Here is an 18,118-nt window from a genome sequence, read left to right on the forward strand (position 1 = left end):
TCCCAGGAGGACCGTGAAATGCCTATTTTTTTCGATGAAGCCCAAGGCCTTTTCCATCTGCAATCCAGAAACACAAGCTACATTATTCAACTGGTTCGGGGATATGCCGCCCATGCATATTTCGGCGCCAAGCTGCGCCGGGACGGTAATCTCGACGAGTTGTTGACGTTTATGGAACGCGCTTCCTTCAGCCCGAATCCGCTTCCGGACGATAAATCGATCTCGCTCGATACGCTGCCGCAGGAATATCCGCAGTCCGGCACCGGCGATTTCCGCAGTCCGGCGTACCAGGTTCAGCTGGCGAACGGCGCCCGGGCGACCGAGCTCGCTTACAAGTCGCACCGGATCATTCCGGGCAAACCGGCGCTGGAAGGGCTGCCGTCTGTCTATGTCGAGCGCGAGAGCGAAGCCGAAACGCTGGAGCTCGAGCTGTTCGACGCAGTGTCCGGGCTGACCGTGTATTTAATCTATACTGTATTTGCGGATTTTGACGCGATCGCCAGATCGGCCAGATTCCGCAACGATAGCGGCGAAGCGATACAGATTGAACGTGCGCTGAGTGCATCGGTCGATTTTGCGGATGCGTCTTATGATGCTTTGTATTTGTCCGGCGCCTGGGCGAGAGAACGCCACGTGCAGCGCAGACGGCTGGCTCCCGGCGTCACTGGCATCAACAGCCGCCGGGGCTCGAGCTCGCATCAGCAAAATCCGTTTCTTGCGCTGCTGCGGCCGGATGCTAACGAACGGCAGGGTGAAGTATACGGCTTTAATTTGATCTACAGCGGCAATTTTACCGCCGAGGCCGAGGTGGAGCAGTTCGGGACGACCCGTGTGTCGATCGGAATTAATCCGTTTGAATTCACCTGGAAGCTGGCGCCGGGCGAAACGTTTCAGACCCCGGAGGCCGTGCTGGTGTACTCGGCAGAAGGGCTGGGCGGCATGTCGCGCACGTTCCACCGGTTGTATCGGGCAAGACTGTGCCGCGGGAAGTTTCGCGACCAGGAGCGGCCGATTCTCGTCAACAACTGGGAAGCGACCTACTTCGATTTCAACGCGGACAAAATCGAAGCAATCGCCAAGGCCGGCAGTGAGCTCGGCATCGAATTATTCGTACTGGATGACGGCTGGTTTGGCCGCCGGGATAGCGACAACAGCTCGCTCGGCGACTGGTTCGAGGACCGCCGCAAGCTGCCGGACGGGCTTGACGATTTGGCCCGCCGCGTGAAGGAAACCGGACTGCAGTTCGGATTGTGGGTCGAGCCGGAGATGGTGTCGCCGGACAGCGATTTATACCGGGCCCATCCGGACTGGTGTTTGCACGTGCCGGGACGGCGGCGGACCGAAGCCCGCGACCAGCTTGTGCTCGATATGTCGCGGGAAGATGTGCGGCAGTATTTGTACGAGCGGCTGAGCGGTATTTTCTCCAGCGTGCCGGTTTCCTACGTCAAATGGGACATGAACCGGAACATGACGGAGGTTGGTTCGGCAGCCAGCCCGGCCGAGCGGCAAGGGGAAATCGCCCACCGCTACATGCTGGGCCTGTATGAGCTGTTGGAGCGGCTGACGGGCGAGTTCCCGCACATTTTGTTCGAAAGCTGCTCCGGTGGCGGCGGCCGTTTCGATCCGGGCATGCTCTACTATATGCCGCAAACCTGGACGAGCGACGATACGGATGCCGTAGAGCGTCTGAAAATCCAATACGGCACCAGCATCGTTTACCCGGTATCGACGATGGGAGCGCATGTTTCCGCAGTCCCGAACCATCAGGTGGAACGCACGACGCCGCTTAAGTTCCGGGGAGACGTGGCGATGTCCGGCAATTTCGGCTACGAGCTCGACCTGACTAAATTCACGGACGAGGAGAAGGACACGGCCAAACGCCAAATCGCGCTGTATAAAGAAATCCGCGGGCTGGTGCAGCAGGGCGATCTGTACCGCCTGCAAAGCCCGTTCGAAGGCAACGAGACGTCGTGGATGTTCGTCAGCCCGGACAAAAACGAAGCGCTGCTTTTCTACTTCCGCGTGCTCGCCGAGCCGAACGGTCCGCTGCGCAGCGTCAAGCTGGAAGGGCTTGACCCCGCCAAGGACTACGCCGTGGTTGGCAACGGTAAAGTGTACGGTGGCGACCGCTTGATGTCGGCAGGATTGACCGTCGCGTCGGTACGCGGCGACTTCAGCAGCATGATGGTGCGCTTGAAAGCCGTGCACTAATTAAAAAACCTGAAGGAGGCGTAATGGCTTCCTTCAGGTTTTTTGAAAGTTTACATATTTCTAAGATCAACACTCGTTGTCCGAACGCTTTGCATGATTATCCCGTTTGATTAGGTAGCAGAGAAATAGACAAGCTCGTTGAATCCGCATCAATCAAGCTGATCTGCATTAAGCTAACCCTTACCGTTCAAAGCGCCACGATCAGGCCGTAGCCGCAAGGGGCTGATTCCGTATACAGCCGATAGGCTAGAGGAAACGACTGTACCGTAGTCCAGAACGCAGAACCCAGAACCCAGAACCCAGAACCCAGAACCCAGAACCCAGAACCCAGAACCCCTGCCCCCTGTCCCCTGAACGAAGGGGATAATCGTGCAAAGGCAGCATGCAGGGACACCAGGACACGAACCCTATAAACAGCCATCTCAGTTGACAAGGATTTTTTAATCTGGTGAGGTGATTGAATAGGAAAGAAAAAGCCCTGTTTTCCGTATGTGCGCGGAAAACAGGGTTATTTCGCTTAATCGCGGCAGCCCGGGAACATCCCCGTGGAAATAGCGATGCGGTTCCAGCAATTGATGACGTTGATCGCAAAAATCAGATCCATCGTTTCTTTTTCGCTGTAGTGGATGCGAACCCGATCATAAACGTCCTGCGGCACGCCGCGCTCGGCGATGAGCGTGACCGCTTCCGTCAATTCCAGCGCCGCTTGTTCCTTGTCCGTATAGCAGGGCGATTCCCGCCACACACTAACTAAATTAATGCGCTGTTCGGTTTCTCCAAGCTTGCGCAGCTCCTTCGTATGCATATCGAGGCAAAAAGCGCAGCCGTTGATTTGCGATGCCCGGATTTTCACCAGCTCGTAAATGACGCGGTCCAGCCCGCTTGCGGTCACCTGTTTCTCCAATTGGCTCATCGCCCGGTAAATGTCCGGATTAGCCGTGTAATGGTCAATTCTTACTTTCATATACATCAACCTCCAAATGATAGTGGATAACTAGTTATCACAAGTAAGACAATAGAGGAAAGGTTTTTGTGACCGAACGGGGAAAAAAGTTTTTAAATTTACGAAGCCGGCGCGTTTTTAATTTTTTCCGGATTCACTAGCAGATAAAAACGGGCAATGCGGCCCTGGGAATCCCCTTCGAACAGAAGGACTTTGACGGGGGTGCCGCGATCGTACAGAATCAACCCGATTTCGCCGTTCATCCGGACAGGCACCAATTCACCCCGCAGAGATCCTTTGCGGGTGATGCCCTCCCAAAATGCGGCGATGCGCGCTTTGGACACGATCGGACGCAAAGCAGCCCTTGCTTTGCCGCCGCCATCGGACACGAGAATGGCATCTTCCCGGATCAGCTCCAGCAGCGGCCCGAATTCGCCGGTCTGCGCCGCTTTGGTGAATACGCTGACCCATCTGGACACCACAGCGTTATTCAGAGGCGAAGCGGGAAGATCTGCTTTGACTTTTTGCCTTGCGCGGCTCAGCAGTTTCCGGCACGCCGCTTCACTTTTACCAAGAATATCGGCGATTTCCGGGTATCCCAGCGCAAAAGATTCCCGCAGCACAAACACGGCCCGTTCGTCGGCGGTCAGACGTTCGAGCATGACCATAAACGCATACGATAAATGTTCTTCCTTCAGCAGTAAATCCAGAAGCTTCTCGCCCGCCGTGTCAAAAACCGGCTCGGGCAGCCAAGAACCGACGTATTGCTCGCGGGAATAACGCGGGGATTTAAACACGTTCAGACTACGGTTGACGACCGCCTTCATAAAATACGACTTCAGCTGCCGGATTCCGTCCGCATCTCCGTTCCGGTGGAAATCAAGAAACAGCTCCTGAACGATATCCTCGGCTTCGGACCAGGAGCCCGTTAACCTGTAAGATAATGCGGTGAGCGAAAGCCGGTGCTCCTGATAAAATTGCTCCAGATTGGCTTGCACCATCCAGCCCCCTTTTCCGAAACTATTACTTTATATATCTTAACGAAAAGACCTTGTTTCGCAAGAGGAAACAAGGTCTTTTGATTTTCCGGACTTAAAATTTGAAAATATGTATCGTTTTCTGCAGCTGAAACACGGCGTTTTTCATCGCTTCAATCTCATCGGCCATCGCCTGGATGGAGGTGATCTGCTCGTTCATCGATGCGGAAACCTGTTCGGTTCCGGCAGCCGACTGCTGCGTAATGGCGGAGATGTTCTGAATGGCGGAGGAAATGTTTTGCGCACTTTCCAGCATCACTTCGCTTTCCCGGGCAAAGGCGGAAATTTCTGCGGAAATGTACTGGACACTTTGGACGATGTCCTGAAAAATTTGCTCAGCTTCCAGGAGGATGGCACTTTGCTGGCGTACGACCTCTTCGTTGATTTTAATGTTTTGTCCGGCTTGCTTCACATCCTGCTCAATGCTGCGGACAAGGTTAAATACCTCTTTGGTGGATGCGCTTGATTCTTCGGCCAACTTGCGCACTTCAAGGGCGACAACCGCAAACCCGGCCCCGTGCTCGCCGGCCCGTGCCGCTTCGATGGAGGCGTTCAGCGAAAGCAGATTGGTTTGCTCGGCGATTTCCGAAATCGCCCGGGTAATTTTCGTAATGCCTTGCGCATTTTGCGCCAGCGCGTCGATCGATTCGGCCACTTTTTCCGTGGCCTCGATATTTTTGCGCATACCTTCGGCCTGCCTCGACACCGATTCCCGGCCCCGTTCCACAAGCTGTAGCGTTTCCGCAGAACGCTGATTCATTTGCCGGGTCGAATTGGTGTAATTGCCGACCTTATCTTCAATTTCGCCGATCGCTTCCGTCATACCCCCGACATCCTCGCTGATGGCGCTTGCGCCAAGCGCCAATTCATTGGACGATTGCGTCACCTGAGTCATTACCTCAATAAGCCCTTGGTTCCGCTCGGAGATACTGCGGCTGGAATCCATCACTTTGCGGGTGATGTCCGAGGTTTCCTGCAAAATTTTGCGCAGCTTGTCCACCATGCCGTTAAACGACCGGCTGAGCTCATTCATGCCGCCGCTTTCATTCACTCGGGCGGTGAAATCTCCCTTGGCGATCTGCGCGGACGCACTGGAGATGTCGGAAAACGAATCCGTGAGCTGTCGCGCGATATAACGGGAGAGCGGGTAAGTAAGCGCTGCCAAAACGATGATCAAGGCTAATCCGGTGAAGATGTGGCCGAGCATAACGAATACGATCAGGGCGGGAACGGCGAACAGGGCGGCCACGAGATAGCAGGCGGCGTTAATTTTTCCGCTAAGGGGAAGTCTATTGAACCATGACATTGGATTCATTGCCTCCTTCGGAGTAGGTTATTTTTACCATGATTATAACATCGAAACAATGAAGGGTATAGGACGAAATATTCCGAGAAATGCTACCTTCAGGTTGAAAATTTTCCGGCGGATAAATTTGGTTGATAGCTTCATTAGAGAAAGTGAGAAAAGAAACCAATGAATAACACAGCTGCTGTACAGGGCGCCGATTTTAAAAGATGGCCGATCGTCATGGCGCTGATCATCGGGGCGTTCGTAGCGATCTTGAACCAAACCTTGATGAACGTGGCGCTTCCGCAAATGATGAGAGACCTTAACGTAGGGACTACGACGATTCAATGGCTGACCACCGGATTCATGCTGGTGAACGGGGTACTGATTCCGCTCAGCGCTTATTTAATGGAACGTTTTACGACGAGAACGCTGTTTATTTCCGCTATGGCGATTTTCGCTGTAGGAACAGTGATTTGCGGGATCGGGACCAGCTTCTCGATGGTGTTGATCGGCCGTTTATTCCAAGCGGGTGGCGCCGGGGTTTTGATGCCGCTGATGACCGTGGTGTTCCTGACGATATTCCCGATTGAAAAACGCGGGCAAGCGATGGGGATGATGGGGATTGCGATGGTTTTCGCTCCGGCGGTCGGACCTACGCTATCGGGATGGGTTATCCAGCATCAGTCCTGGCATGTCTTATTCTGGATTATTTTGCCTTTTGCCATCCTTTCCATACTCCTCGGGGTTATTTTCCTGCGGAACGTGACCGAAGTGGCACGGCCGAAGCTGGACATGTTGTCGGTCATTTTGTCGACGTTGGGCTTTGGCGGCGTGTTGTACGGCTTCAGCGAAGCGGGCAGCACTAGCTGGGGCGAACCCGAGGTCATCATCGGTCTGGTCGTCGGCGTCGTGGCGTTGGCGTTGTTCCTGTGGCGTCAGCTCAAAGCGGAAACGCCGATGCTGGAGTTCCGGGTGTTTAGATACGATATGTTTTCCCTGACTACGGTGATCAATGTCGTCGTTACGATGGCAATGTACGCGGCCATGATCCTGCTGCCGATTTACCTGCAAAATATCCGTGGCTTCTCGCCGCTGGAATCCGGGCTGCTGCTGATGCCGGGCGCGATTTTGATGGGGATTATGTCGCCGATTACCGGGATGATTTTCGATAAAATCGGCGCCCGCTGGCTGGCCGTTGTCGGGCTGGCGATTACGGCGGTCACGACTTGGGAATTCAGCAACCTGACCGACAGTACGACTTACGCTCACTTGATTCTCATGTACACGGTGCGCATGTTCGGGATGTCCATGCTGATGATGCCGATTCAGACCGCCGGTTTAAACCAGCTGCCCGCAAGCTTGAACGCCCATGGCACGGCCATGGCCAATACGCTGCGGACGATTTCCGGCGCGCTTGGCACCGCGTTGCTCGTCACGATCATGTCCAGCCGGACGAAGGATCGGGCAACGGAGATGATAATGTCTGCGGGCATCAATCCACAGGACCCGGCGAACGCGGAGCAGGTCGCGCTCATTACCAAAGAAGCGACGATCAACGGCATCGATTTCGCATTCGTGGTCGCTACGGGGATCACACTGGTGGCGTTTGTGCTGTCTTTCTTCATCCGGAAAGTGCAGGTTGGCCCAGACGGCCGGAATCAAAACAAAAAAGAGCCTGGCATGAAGCACGCCAAGGCTTGAGATACGGGACGTTAAGAGCCGGCGCCGATCGTGGCGCCGGCTCTTTTTAGTCTGGCCGAAAAATCGGAATTCGGAATATGGAAAAAAATGCAGTCTTAGAAGGAGATTTGTATATAAATGTAGAAATATAGCCATAGCGAACTCAGACAAGTTTTGAGACAATAATAGAGGTGTAAAATGAAAAGAGCAATTTTATTATTTTTTTTGAGTTTTATTTTCTCGTTCATTCTATTGCCGCATGAAACCGATGCGAAAGCCGCGCAATCCAAGATTGTGCTGGATGGCCAGGAAATCGCTCTTCCGGAGAATGTGGAAGTTGCCAATATAGATAATAATGTAATGATCCCTATAAGAGTTGTGGCTGAAAATCTAAAATTTAATGTCAAGTGGGACCAAAAGACTCAGAACGTTAGAATCCAAAACCATTCGAATACGATATCTTTAAAAGTAGGTCAAAAAGAAGCGGAAGTCTCCAGTGAACAGGTCATATTAAACGCAGCACCTTTGATGCAGAAAAATACGGTTCTAGTTCCTATACGTTTTGTTAGTGAACAAATGGGTCTCAAGGTAAGTTGGAATAATACCGACAAGATTGTTTATCTTACGAGTAATGGAGAAAATTCGATTCCGTCCGAAAAAAATACCGCTGACTCTTCGATACATATAAATGAAATCCATTTTAACGATAATCAGCTGGTTGTATCTATGGGCGGTCAAGTTACTCCAAACATATTTACACTACAGGATCCTGAGAGAATTGTAATCGATTTGCCGAACACTGCATTTGCGGACACTTTTCAGCCATTAAATGCCGGCTTAAACGGGAAACTGGATGTAAGCGGATCTTCCCAGATTGCCGACATCAGATATTCGCTGTTTAATCAGGAGCCGGAACAAGTCCGGATCGTCGTTGAGTTAAAGGAAAGTCAAGAAATGCTATATAATTATGAATTTAATGAAGGCAATCTTATTGTTCATCTAGGCCTTTCGGAGAATGCCTCCGATTTTACCGATCCTTCTGCTCCTTTTAATCCTGTAGGTCCTGTTGATCCGGTTGATCCTGTTGTTAACCCAGGACTTAAAACGGTGGTGATTGACCCGGGACATGGCGGCAGCGATCCGGGGACAACCAGCTTCAGCAATAGACATGAAAAGGAATTTAATCTGGCGTTAGCTTTGAAGGTCCAGGAACTCCTTTTAAAAGAGCCGGAAATTAATCTTGTTATGACACGTGAAAGCGATGTTTACCCCACCCGTACAGAGCGTGTGGAGTTGGCCAATGCATTAAATGCCGACATTTTTGTCTCGATTCATGGCAATAGCGTCCTCTCCTCACCGCAAACAACCGGGACGGAAACCTATTATTATCAGCGAAGCAGCAGCAAAGAATTAGCGGATGCCATTCATAAGCGGTTAGTGGAAGCCATGGGTTTAAAAGACCGCGGAGTGAAAAACGGTAATTTTCAAGTCATCAGAGAGACCCATATGGCAGCGGTTCTTTTAGAGGTCGGTTTTCTCAGCAACCCATCCGACGAGGAAGCGATGTTTTCCGATGAAATGCAATATAAGGCGGCTCAAGCTATTGTGGATGGCATAAAAGAATATTTGGAATCGTCCAGCGAGGCGCAGCATACTAGCTGGTGAAAAAAGCAGGGAAGGGGTATTGATTACCCCTTCCCTGCTTTTTTATTTGCCCAATACTACTTCAACCCGATGCACGCCGCCGTCGCCGGCCGGGGCGATAACGTTGCCCTGAATTGGCTGGCCGTCCACAGTGATGCTGGCCACGCCTTTTTCCACGTGATTCGGGTTGCTGATCCGGATCACGTAGGTGTCCCCGCGGAAGACGCGGGTGATTTCATACCCGTCCCAGGCGGACGGAATGCAAGGATCTACCTTGAGGCCGTTAAAATCGGCCTGAATGCCGAGGATCGCCTGCGTGATCGCAACGTAGTTCCAGGCGGCCGTGCCGGTCAGCCAGGAGTTTTTCGCTTCGCCGTGACGGACTGCATCTTTACCGGCGATCATTTGCGAGTATACGTAAGGCTCCATGCGGTGGATTTCGCTGATATCCTCCAGGTAAGCCGGAGCGATCTTCGCGTATACCTCAAACGCCCGGTTGCCGTGTCCGAGTACGGTTTCGGCGATCATGATCCACGGGTTGTTGTGGCAGAAAATCCCGGCGTTTTCTTTATAACCCGGCGGATAGGTCGAAATTTCTCCGAGGTTCAGATAGTATTTGGAATACGGCGGCTGTTGCAGCACGATACCGTATTTGGTATCGAGACGCTCGGCTACGGAAACGAGCGCTTTCTCGGCCAGACCTTCCCGGGCGCCCATCCCGGCCATGACGCACATGCCTTGCGGTTCAATGAAAATTTGTCCTTCCGCGTTCTCTTTGCTGCCGATCTTTTGGCCATAGTGGTCGTAGGCGCGCAGGAACCAATCGCCGTCGAAGCCGTGTTCCAGCGTAGTCTTCCGCATCGTTTCCACAAGTGCGTCCGCCTCGGCCGCTTCGGATTCAAGCCCGCGTATCCGGCACACCTCGGCGAAATCGGGGCCAACGAACACGAACAATCCGGCGATGAACACGGATTCGGCTACCCGGCCTTCGATATTGGCCGTCGTTTGGAACGATTCGCCCGGCTCTTTGGAGAAGCAGTTCAGGTTCAGGCAGTCGTTCCAGTCCGCGCGCCCGATCAGCGGCAGCCCGTGCGGCCCGAGGTTTTCCACGACATGGTAGAAGGAGCGCTTTAAATGCTCGAACAGGGTGGCGGTGTTGTCCGGGTTGCTGTCGAACGGAACCTGCTCGTCAAGGATGCTCAGATCGCCGGTTTCTTTAATGTAAGCGACCGTGCCGAGAATAAGCCAGAGCGGGTCGTCGTTAAAGCCGCTGCCGACTTCGTTGTTGCCCTTTTTGGTGAGCGGTTGATATTGGTGATAGGCGCTGCCGTCCTCGAATTGGGTGGCCGCGATGTCGAGAATCCGTTCGCGGGCCCGCTCCGGAATCTGGTGCACAAACCCGAGCAAATCCTGGTTTGAATCACGGAAGCCCATGCCGCGGCCGATCCCTGACTCAAAATAGGACGCCGAACGCGACATGTTGAACGTAACCATGCACTGGTACGGGTTCCAGATGTTGACCATCCGGTTCAGCTTGTCATCACCGCTCTGAATTTGGTATTTGGAGAGCAGGCCGTCCCAATAAGCCGCCAGCTCCGCCATCGCCTTATCCACGTCGGCATCGGTGGCGAAACGCTCAATCATTTCAAGCGCCGGTTTTTTGTTGATGACGCCGGGAGCTTCCCATTTCTCTTCCTCGGGAACTTCCACATAGCCGAGGATGAACACAAGGCTTTGCTCTTCGCCGGGCGCGAGCTTCAGCACTAATTCGTGTGAGCCGATCGGCGACCAGCCGCTGGCCACGGAGTTGGAAGCTTTGCCGGCCACGACAACCTGCGGTTCATGCAGGCCGTTGTACAGGCCGACAAACGCTTCGCGGTCGGTATCGAATCCGTCGATGTCCCGATTGACGGAGTAGAAGGCATAGTGGTTGCGGCGTTCGCGGTATTCCGTCTTGTGGTAAATGACCGAATCCAAAATTTCCACTTCGCCGGTGCTCAGGTTGCGCTGAAAGTTCGTCATGTCGTCCTGGGCGTTCCACAAGCAAAACTCGGCAAAAGAGAACAGGGATACCTTTTTTGCCTGGGAGCCGGTATTTTTCACCGTCAGCCGATGCACTTCGCCATTGTAGCCGAGCGGCACGAACGCCAGCTGGGTGACGGAAACGCCGCCGCGCTCGCCGGTGATCGAGGTGTAGCCAAGGCCGTGCCGGCATTCGTAAAAGTCCAGTTCGCGCTTCACTGGCATCCAGCCCGGCGTCCAAAAGTCGCCGTTGTCGTGGTCGCGGACATAATAGTAGCGGCCGCCGGTATCCAGCGGGATGTTGTTGTAACGGTAACGCGTCAAGCGGCGCAGACGGGCGTCCCGGTAAAACGAATAGCCGCCGGCCGTATTGGAAATAAGTCCGAAAAATTGCTCATTGCCGAGGTAGTTAATCCAAGGATAAGGGGTCTGCGGCGTGTTAATCACATATTCTTTACGCTTGTCGTCAAAAGCTCCGAATTTCATGGAAACAACACTCTCCTATCATTTGTGAACGCGCGTTTATTTTATTCGGCAAACCGCCCGGCGGATGGGCTGCTTCCCGTACACCGTACATGCAAGGGGAAGCAGTCCGCCGCAGCCGGATCAGCGGGCGGGCGGCTTGCAGGTGTCCCGGACCACCAGCCGGGTCGGGAAGCTGACCGTGCTGAACGCCGCCTCATCGGCTTCGCACAGCTCAATCACTTTTAATACTGCGGCTTTGGCCATTTCATCGACTGGGAGCCGGACGGAGGTCAGCTTGGGCGTAATCCGCGAAGCCAGCTGGGCATCGTCGAATCCGATGATCGACAGCTGGTCGGGAACGGCGATCCCGTGCTCGGCAAACGCTTCCATCGCGGCGATCGCCATGTCGTCGTTGGAGCAGAACAGGGCCGTCGGCAGTTCCTCTTGCTGCGCAAGTCGTTTCGCTTCGCGATAGGCGCTTTCCTTCAGAAATTCTCCCTCCAGAACAAAGTCATCGCGAAGCGGCAACCCGTGTTTTTGCAAGGTTCTCTCATAGGCCAAGTAGCGCTCGCGGCCAGAGTAGGTGTTCATGCTCCCTTTGATGATGCCGATGTCGCGGTGCCCCAGGCCGATCAGATATTCGATCGCTTCGGCCGTGCCTTCGTAGTCCATGGAGTTAATGACGGTGAGATGGTTTTTGTTCAGCCGCTCCGCCATAATTTCCGAAATGTCGTAATCGACCAGCACGAGCGGCGCTTTCTGATCGACCATTTCCCGCACCAGCTCGATGTCTTTTTGCGTGCCGACCAAAATGCCGCCGTCGATCCGCTTTTGCTGGAAAGCCTGCTTGACCTTTTGAAACTCGTCGCGCGAGTATACGGTATGTATCAGAACGTAAAACCCGCGGGCATTCGCCGTATCGACGACCATGTCGACGATGGGGGCGAAGTAGCTGTTTTGATAAATCCGGCTGGCATTTTCCTGTTCGGTCATGCTGATCGCAAACAAGCCGATCGTATCCGTACGTTTCCCGGCCAGCGCCCTGGCGAAGCTGTTCGGCTCGTACTGGTGCTGCTTAATGACCCGGAGCACCTTGGCCCGCGTCGTCTCGGGAACGTTCGGATAATTGTTGATCACCCGTGATACGGTGCTGCGGGACACCCCGGCCAGTTTGGCTATATCTTCACTGCGCATATTAGGTCCCCACTTTCATAAACGCGCGTTTATGAGGTTATTGTAAAGGATTGCCGCGAGATAATCAATGATGAAAAAAGGCGGTGGCCATAATAAGTTGAACGAATGATTGTACGGATAAAGGCAGCCGGGTGAAATGTTCTTACGATCGCTGTTGTTCGTGGATTTCTTTGATCTAGTAAATTCAAACAAGGTAGAAATCCGCTCACAAAGGCGACCACTGCCGTTTCTTCAGAATCATTTCACCCTCTTGCCTAACTCCGCTCTATTCTTTAGTTCAACTTATATAGTCCGCCGCCTAAGGGAGGTGTTCCAGGTATTCGCGGATCATCTTGAGCGCTTTGTCGGCGTTTGGCGTGTCCGCCCGCAGCGAGAAGATCATTTGCTGTTTCGCTAACGGCAGTTCGTCGGCCAAGGCGCTGCCCGTGACATCGATGCCGTATACATGCTCCTGACCGTCATCCTCGGATTTGGCTTTCAGGATCCGGTCATCGGTCAGCAGGGGCTTCAGTTCGGCCGCCTCCTTGTCAAGGCTGCGGAAGGCGCCGCCTCCGGAAAGCCAATCGAACGAGGCTTTGTCCGTAATATAAATATCCGGCGACGAGGTAGCAATGACGGCCAGCGCCTTTTGCTGATAGGCCATGTCCGCGCCGCCCATGCCCGAATCGCCTTGTCCCGGCAAGTACAACATCTCCAACTCCAAGCGTTTGAAATCCGGAATTTGGGCGGTCATCGCCTGCGCCAGTGCGTCCGTACCGCCATTCGCCTCATCGGTCAGGAAATTGCCGACCATAATGATGGACAAGTCGACAGGGGGGAGAGCGGCCAGTCTTTTTTGCTCCTCGCGGTGATCCAGGTATGCGTTAAGACCAAAAACGATAGCGATAATGGCTACGAGAGCGATAATGCAGTGCGTTTTGTAAACCCGGAAAAAATCGTCGATTTTCTCGGCGGTGCCGGCAAAATTCCCCCATTTCGCGTATCTTTGGCGGCTCATTTCCTCAACTTTGCTCCGCTCTTCCGCTTCGATAATCGTTTTGTAGGCTTTGATCTTGGCTTCGTATTCCTGCTCCAACCGGTCGTCCTGCTGGCGGGAGCGGGATTTCCGCAGCAGAATGTCGAACGCTTTCTCGACGTCTTCGCGCGAAGCGTTTTCGGGAAGGCCCAATTGCTCATATGCCTGTTTTAAAATGTCTTTCTCCATCGCCTATCTCCTCTGATTTTGCTCTGAAATCCTGTCATTTTATTATATGGAAAGTAACGCTTACATTTATTATACTTTGTATTTGTAATGAAGGGAAATGAAGCTATGTATCGTCGGTATAGATAACTAATCGAGTGGAGTAAGGGGTATCCGACATCATGTTAGGTTACGCGAAAAGCAAGCCGTCTGCGCGCCGCAAAACTTCGCAGCAGCGCCGCAATCTGGCGATCGCCACCTGGGAAGGCGTGCCGTCCACGATCTTTCAAACGCTGCTGGGCGGCCAGTTTTTGACGGGGTATTTGCTCTATTTGGGAGCGACTTCGGCCCAAATCGGCTTTGTTTTGGCCATCACGACCTTTGTCAATATCGCGCAAATCGCCGTGGCCTATCTGATCCAGCGGCTGGCGAGCCGCAAATGGGCGCTGGTGCTGTTTATTGCACTGCACCGGATTTTGTGGGGGTGTACGGGGCTGGTCCCCTTTTTGTTCCCGCAGCCGTATTGGTTCGCGGCGTTTATCGTTTTTTACGTGATCGCTTTTGTGTTCAATACGGTCGGGGGCATGCTCTGGAACTCGCTGATCAGCGATATCGTTCCGGCGCGGGTGCGGGGCAGGTATTTCGGAATCCGCAATACGTTCCTGAATGCGCTGGGGACGTTATTCATGTTTTTGGGCGGGATGCTGCTGGACCATTTTCCCGGGGCGCAAGGGTTTCTGTACTTGTATATCATCGTGTGGATCTGCATCACGGCCAATATCGTCATTTTTCTGTTTTATCCCGATGTAGCGTTCGAACGCTCGGCGGAAAGCAAGTTCCTGCCGATGTTTCGCAAGCCTTTGTCCGACGGGGCGTTCATGAAGTCGACGTTGTTTCTGGGCGGTTTTCTGTTTTTGCAAAACCTGGTGGTGCCGCTGTATTCTTACGTCATGCTCGAACTGCTGCACATCAATTACCAGACGATATCGCTGCTTAGCGTGACGCAAACGGTCTTTATGATGGCGAGCTTTTACGTCTGGGGAAATTTAAACGCCCGTTACACCAACCGGCGCCTGCTGTTCTGGACGCTGCCGCTGATCGCGTGTTCGATTCTGATTTGGGGCGGCTTATCGTTTTTGCCGATGCTTCCGGTGCTGTTTTTGGCCCATATGGTTTTTGGCGTCGGCGTCGGCGGCTTCAACCAGCTTGCATTTAACTTTATGATCGGTGATACACCGAAACCGGAACGGCCGATGTATATGGCGATGTATTCCGCGATCACCGGGGTGGCTTCCTTTTTTGGGCCGCTGCTCGGCGGTCAGGTGCTGGGATGGATTGCGCACTGGCCGAAATGGATTCAGGTGTTCGGTATGCAACTCGCCGTTGGGACGGGGATGATCCTGCTGGTCGTATTGCTTGGCCGCCGTATTTTGCGCGATGCTTCATAAATGCTGCAACATTCTGTGAGCAGGATAGATGACTTTTGTACGCGCTTTAGGTATATTACAATAAGGTGATCAGGAAAGGCTAATTATGGAAGGGAGAGTTGAAATGATGCCAGAAAAAACGGCTTATGAAGGAACTTATCAGGGAGAAAAAGCGGTGTGGCTTAAATATGGACGGTATGAGGCGGTTTTGCTGCCGGAAATCGGCGGCAATTTGATTGCGTTTCGCGATGTCGAAAGCGGTTACCGTTTTCTGCGCGAACCGGCGGAGGACGAAATGGAAGGCTTTAAAAGCAATCCCGGCGTACACGGAATCCCCGTGCTGTTCCCGCCGAACCGATACGAGGACGGCCTGTTCCCCTGGAAAGGCGAAGTGTATCGTTTTCCGGTAAACGAAGCTTCGACGGGCAATCATCTGCACGGCTTTTTACATACGACGCCTTGGCAGGTGGAGGACTTTGGGCACACGTCTTTGGAAAGCTATGTTACGGTCAAAGTGACCGTTGACGAGCAGCACGATGTGTACCGGTATTTGCCGTTCAAATTTACGGTAAGGCTGAAATATTCGCTCTCTGGCAACGGCTTGTCGCAGCAGTTGTTCGTACGCAACGACGGGGAGAAGGAGATGCCTTGCCTGCTCGCTTTCCACACGGCGGTGAACGCTCCGTTTGCGCCGGGAAGCAACGCTAAGGATTACCGCGTCAAGTTAACGCTCGGCGAGCGTTGGCAGCTTAACGATCGGATGCTCCCGACCGGTTCGTTCCAGCCGCTTACCGGCGAGGAGAAGCAGATGCAGGTGGAGGGCATTTATCCGTTTTTCGCGTCGATGGACAATCATTACACCGCCCTGCCGCAAAACGGCAGAAACCGGATGGAGCTAACCGACACAAAACTTGGCGTCACTTTGGTGTACGATGTCGGAACGTCCTACAAGCAGTGGATGATTTGGAACAACGGGGCGAAGGAAGGATTTTTCTGTCCTGAACCGCAAATTAACCTGGTCAACGCTCCAAATGTCAAGCTGCCGAGCGAGGAAATCTGCTTGTTCAGTTTGAATGCCGGAGAAATTTGGGAGGAAACCGCCCGTTTTTACGTGAAATAGAAAGCAAGCTAAACAGAGAAAAAGCAGCCCGCCGGCATCTGCAAAAGACGCCCAAACGAGGCTGCTTTTTCTTTGACCATTTGGCTCCGAAGGTATGCCGGCTTTAGTTGACCCCAGCGGTTACGTTACGCCTTGTGGATGGAATCAGCCGCTTCATTTGCCCCAGATTGCGTTTCGGCACATGGATCGTTTTGATGCCATGCCGCTCATCCCGAAAATAGACGACATTGTCCTGAATGTCCGAGACTTGGGATAAATTGACGTAACAGTTGGTGCTAATGCGGTAAAAGTTAGGGTCCGAGATCAGTTTCGAGGTCTGTTCGGCGGATAGTCTCTGTTTGATGCTGTAATTCCTGCCATGAAAGCAAACCAGTCCGTGAACTCCAATCTTGAAGAAATACGTGTCTTGGGGATCGAGGTCCTCATAGACGTTTCTTTCTTCCAGTCCGACATTCATCATACCAAATCCCCCTTTAGATGATGCTACGGAAGCGCTTACAGTATATCATGTTTTTTAAATTTTGGGTAGGGAAAAGGGCGAAATGATAAAAAATTTGGGCTTTTGCTGCCCTCATGCAGTTAAGCTGCCGATGTTGGGGGATGAGGGGGACTGGACTTTTATGGCAAAGTGGGAAACAATAAAGAGAACGACAACTTTAGATTTTAATTATCCAGGAGGTATGTGAATTGTCACAGACACAACGTTTGCTGTTATTTGTAGGATCCTACGCCGAGGCGGCGGATCCGGGAGTTTATGTATATGAACTGGACGCGTCCAGCGGTCAAATGAACCGGTTAAGCGCGGTTTCCGGACTAAAAAATCCCACATTTGTCAGCGTCGATGAAGCCGATGGCCGCTTGTACGCCATTTCGGAAACCGTTTCGGAAGGGGAACGCATCGGCGAGGCGGTTGCTTTTGCCATTGATCCCGCGAAAGGTGAGCTAAGCGAGTTGAACCGCACCCTGACGATTCGTCCGTCTTCTTCGCATATTCAGCTGGATCGGACAAACCGTTTTGCCGCAGTGTCGGGGTATCACGGAGGCAACATCGGCCTCATCGATGTTCAGCCGGACGGCCTTGTCGGCAAGCTGACCGATGAGCGGCAGCACGAAGGGAAGGGAGCCGATCCGTCGAGACAGGACCGGCCGCACCCGCATTCGGTCATCTTCAGCCCGGACAACCGGTTTGCGCTAGTTGCCGATTTGGGACTGGATCTCATTGTGGTATATGAGTTGGACGGTCAGGCCAAACGGCTGGTGCGCAAAGGTGAAACGCACACGCCGCCGGGAGCGGGACCGCGCCATATGGCTTTCCATCCAAACGGGCGTTTCCTGTATTCCATCAATGAGGTGAATTCCTCAATTTCCGCTTTTTCTTATGATCCGGAATCCGGACGGCTGGAGCTGCTGGATACGGTACCGACCCTGCCTGCCGGGTTTACCGCGGAGAACACGACGGCAGAGGTTGCCATTTCCAAGGACGGCCGTTATTTGTACGGCTCGAATCGCGGCCATGACAGCATCGTTCAGTTCGCCATCGATCCGTCCAGCGGTAAATTGACTTATGTGGAGCATGTATCCAGCGAAGGCGGACATCCTCGTCATTTTGCGCTGACGCCGGACGGTAAGCATCTGATCGCAGCCAACCGCGACTCCAACAACCTGGCTTTGTTTACGGTGGATGGGGAAACCGGCCAACTGAAGTTCACCGGCCACACCGCCGAGGTGTCCAAGCCGGTTTGCGTGAAGCCGGTGTTTTTTAACCGGTAGGGAGCTAGCGGGTAAGCGGCAAAAAATCCAATAGAAGCTCCTCACACCGAACACAGGCCCGGCCCTGCTCGTTACTAGCGAGCAGGGCCGGTTTTGTTATACTAGGACTCGACCCAATAATCAGTACTTGACAG

The 18,118-nt window shown here is 53.2% G+C and carries 13 protein-coding genes; 6 read left to right on the forward strand and 7 right to left on the reverse strand.

The genetic code is table 11. The annotated features are described in order from the left end of the window. Positions 1–18: 18 nt before the first annotated feature. Positions 19–2,211, forward strand: a complete 2,193-nt coding sequence (locus ACLD72_RS02875; RefSeq protein ID WP_410997989.1) for an alpha-galactosidase — start codon at positions 19–21, stop codon at positions 2,209–2,211. A gap of 517 nt (positions 2,212–2,728) precedes the next feature. Here the strand turns inward: ACLD72_RS02875 and ACLD72_RS02880 are convergent. From ACLD72_RS02880 to ACLD72_RS02890, 3 genes are all read right to left on the reverse strand, one after another. Further along, entirely contained in the window at positions 2,729–3,175 is a 447-nt protein-coding gene (locus ACLD72_RS02880; RefSeq protein WP_251588724.1) for a carboxymuconolactone decarboxylase family protein, read from the reverse strand. 98 nt (positions 3,176–3,273) lie between these two features. Further along, the gene (locus ACLD72_RS02885) at positions 3,274–4,152 is read right to left on the reverse strand and encodes a sigma-70 family RNA polymerase sigma factor (protein ID WP_458475522.1); all 879 of its coding nucleotides are present in this window, start codon (positions 4,150–4,152) and stop codon (positions 3,274–3,276) included. 94 nt (positions 4,153–4,246) lie between these two features. Beyond that, positions 4,247–5,497, reverse strand: coding sequence for a methyl-accepting chemotaxis protein (locus tag ACLD72_RS02890; RefSeq protein WP_410997985.1), 1,251 nt, complete (start codon positions 5,495–5,497; stop codon positions 4,247–4,249). A 168-nt stretch (positions 5,498–5,665) separates the two neighbouring features. On the opposite strand from ACLD72_RS02890, the gene ACLD72_RS02895 reads away from it, so the two are divergent. Together ACLD72_RS02895 and ACLD72_RS02900 are read left to right on the forward strand one after the other, a co-directional pair. Further along, entirely contained in the window at positions 5,666–7,183 is a 1,518-nt protein-coding gene (locus ACLD72_RS02895) for a DHA2 family efflux MFS transporter permease subunit (RefSeq protein ID WP_458475523.1), read from the forward strand. A 177-nt stretch (positions 7,184–7,360) separates the two neighbouring features. After that, entirely contained in the window at positions 7,361–8,827 is a 1,467-nt protein-coding gene (locus ACLD72_RS02900; protein WP_410997981.1) for an N-acetylmuramoyl-L-alanine amidase, read from the forward strand. A 42-nt stretch (positions 8,828–8,869) separates the two neighbouring features. On the opposite strand, the gene ACLD72_RS02905 is transcribed toward ACLD72_RS02900, so the two are convergent. The 3 genes from ACLD72_RS02905 to ACLD72_RS02915 all read right to left on the reverse strand — a co-directional run bounded on the left by ACLD72_RS02905 (position 8,870) and on the right by ACLD72_RS02915 (position 13,691). Further along, the gene (locus ACLD72_RS02905; RefSeq protein ID WP_410997979.1) at positions 8,870–11,314 is read right to left on the reverse strand and encodes a GH36-type glycosyl hydrolase domain-containing protein; all 2,445 of its coding nucleotides are present in this window, start codon (positions 11,312–11,314) and stop codon (positions 8,870–8,872) included. Positions 11,315–11,434: 120 nt separating this feature from the next. After that, positions 11,435–12,487, reverse strand: coding sequence for a LacI family DNA-binding transcriptional regulator (locus ACLD72_RS02910; RefSeq protein WP_410997977.1), 1,053 nt, complete (start codon positions 12,485–12,487; stop codon positions 11,435–11,437). 298 nt (positions 12,488–12,785) lie between these two features. After that, the gene (locus tag ACLD72_RS02915) at positions 12,786–13,691 is read right to left on the reverse strand and encodes a molecular chaperone DnaJ (RefSeq protein ID WP_410997975.1); all 906 of its coding nucleotides are present in this window, start codon (positions 13,689–13,691) and stop codon (positions 12,786–12,788) included. A gap of 158 nt (positions 13,692–13,849) precedes the next feature. Between ACLD72_RS02915 and ACLD72_RS02920 the strand changes: the two genes are divergently transcribed. Both ACLD72_RS02920 and ACLD72_RS02925 read left to right on the forward strand, forming a co-directional pair. Further along, the gene (locus tag ACLD72_RS02920) at positions 13,850–15,115 is read left to right on the forward strand and encodes an MFS transporter (protein ID WP_410997973.1); all 1,266 of its coding nucleotides are present in this window, start codon (positions 13,850–13,852) and stop codon (positions 15,113–15,115) included. Positions 15,116–15,221: 106 nt separating this feature from the next. Continuing rightward, positions 15,222–16,214 carry an aldose 1-epimerase gene (locus tag ACLD72_RS02925; protein WP_410998348.1) on the forward strand — a complete coding sequence of 331 codons (993 nt, stop codon included), beginning with the start codon at positions 15,222–15,224 and terminating at the stop codon, positions 16,212–16,214. 103 nt (positions 16,215–16,317) lie between these two features. On the opposite strand, the gene ACLD72_RS02930 is transcribed toward ACLD72_RS02925, so the two are convergent. Beyond that, on the reverse strand, positions 16,318–16,674 hold the full coding sequence (locus ACLD72_RS02930) for a LytTR family transcriptional regulator DNA-binding domain-containing protein (protein ID WP_410997971.1): 357 nt from the start codon (positions 16,672–16,674) through the stop codon (positions 16,318–16,320). 227 nt (positions 16,675–16,901) lie between these two features. Here ACLD72_RS02930 and ACLD72_RS02935 point away from each other — a divergent pair, with 227 nt between their 5' ends. After that, complete coding sequence (locus ACLD72_RS02935; protein WP_410997969.1) at positions 16,902–17,984, forward strand: lactonase family protein; 1,083 nt, start codon at positions 16,902–16,904, stop codon at positions 17,982–17,984. The last annotated feature ends 134 nt before the right edge of the window (positions 17,985–18,118 follow it).

This window comes from Paenibacillus lacisediminis (assembly GCF_046567315.2).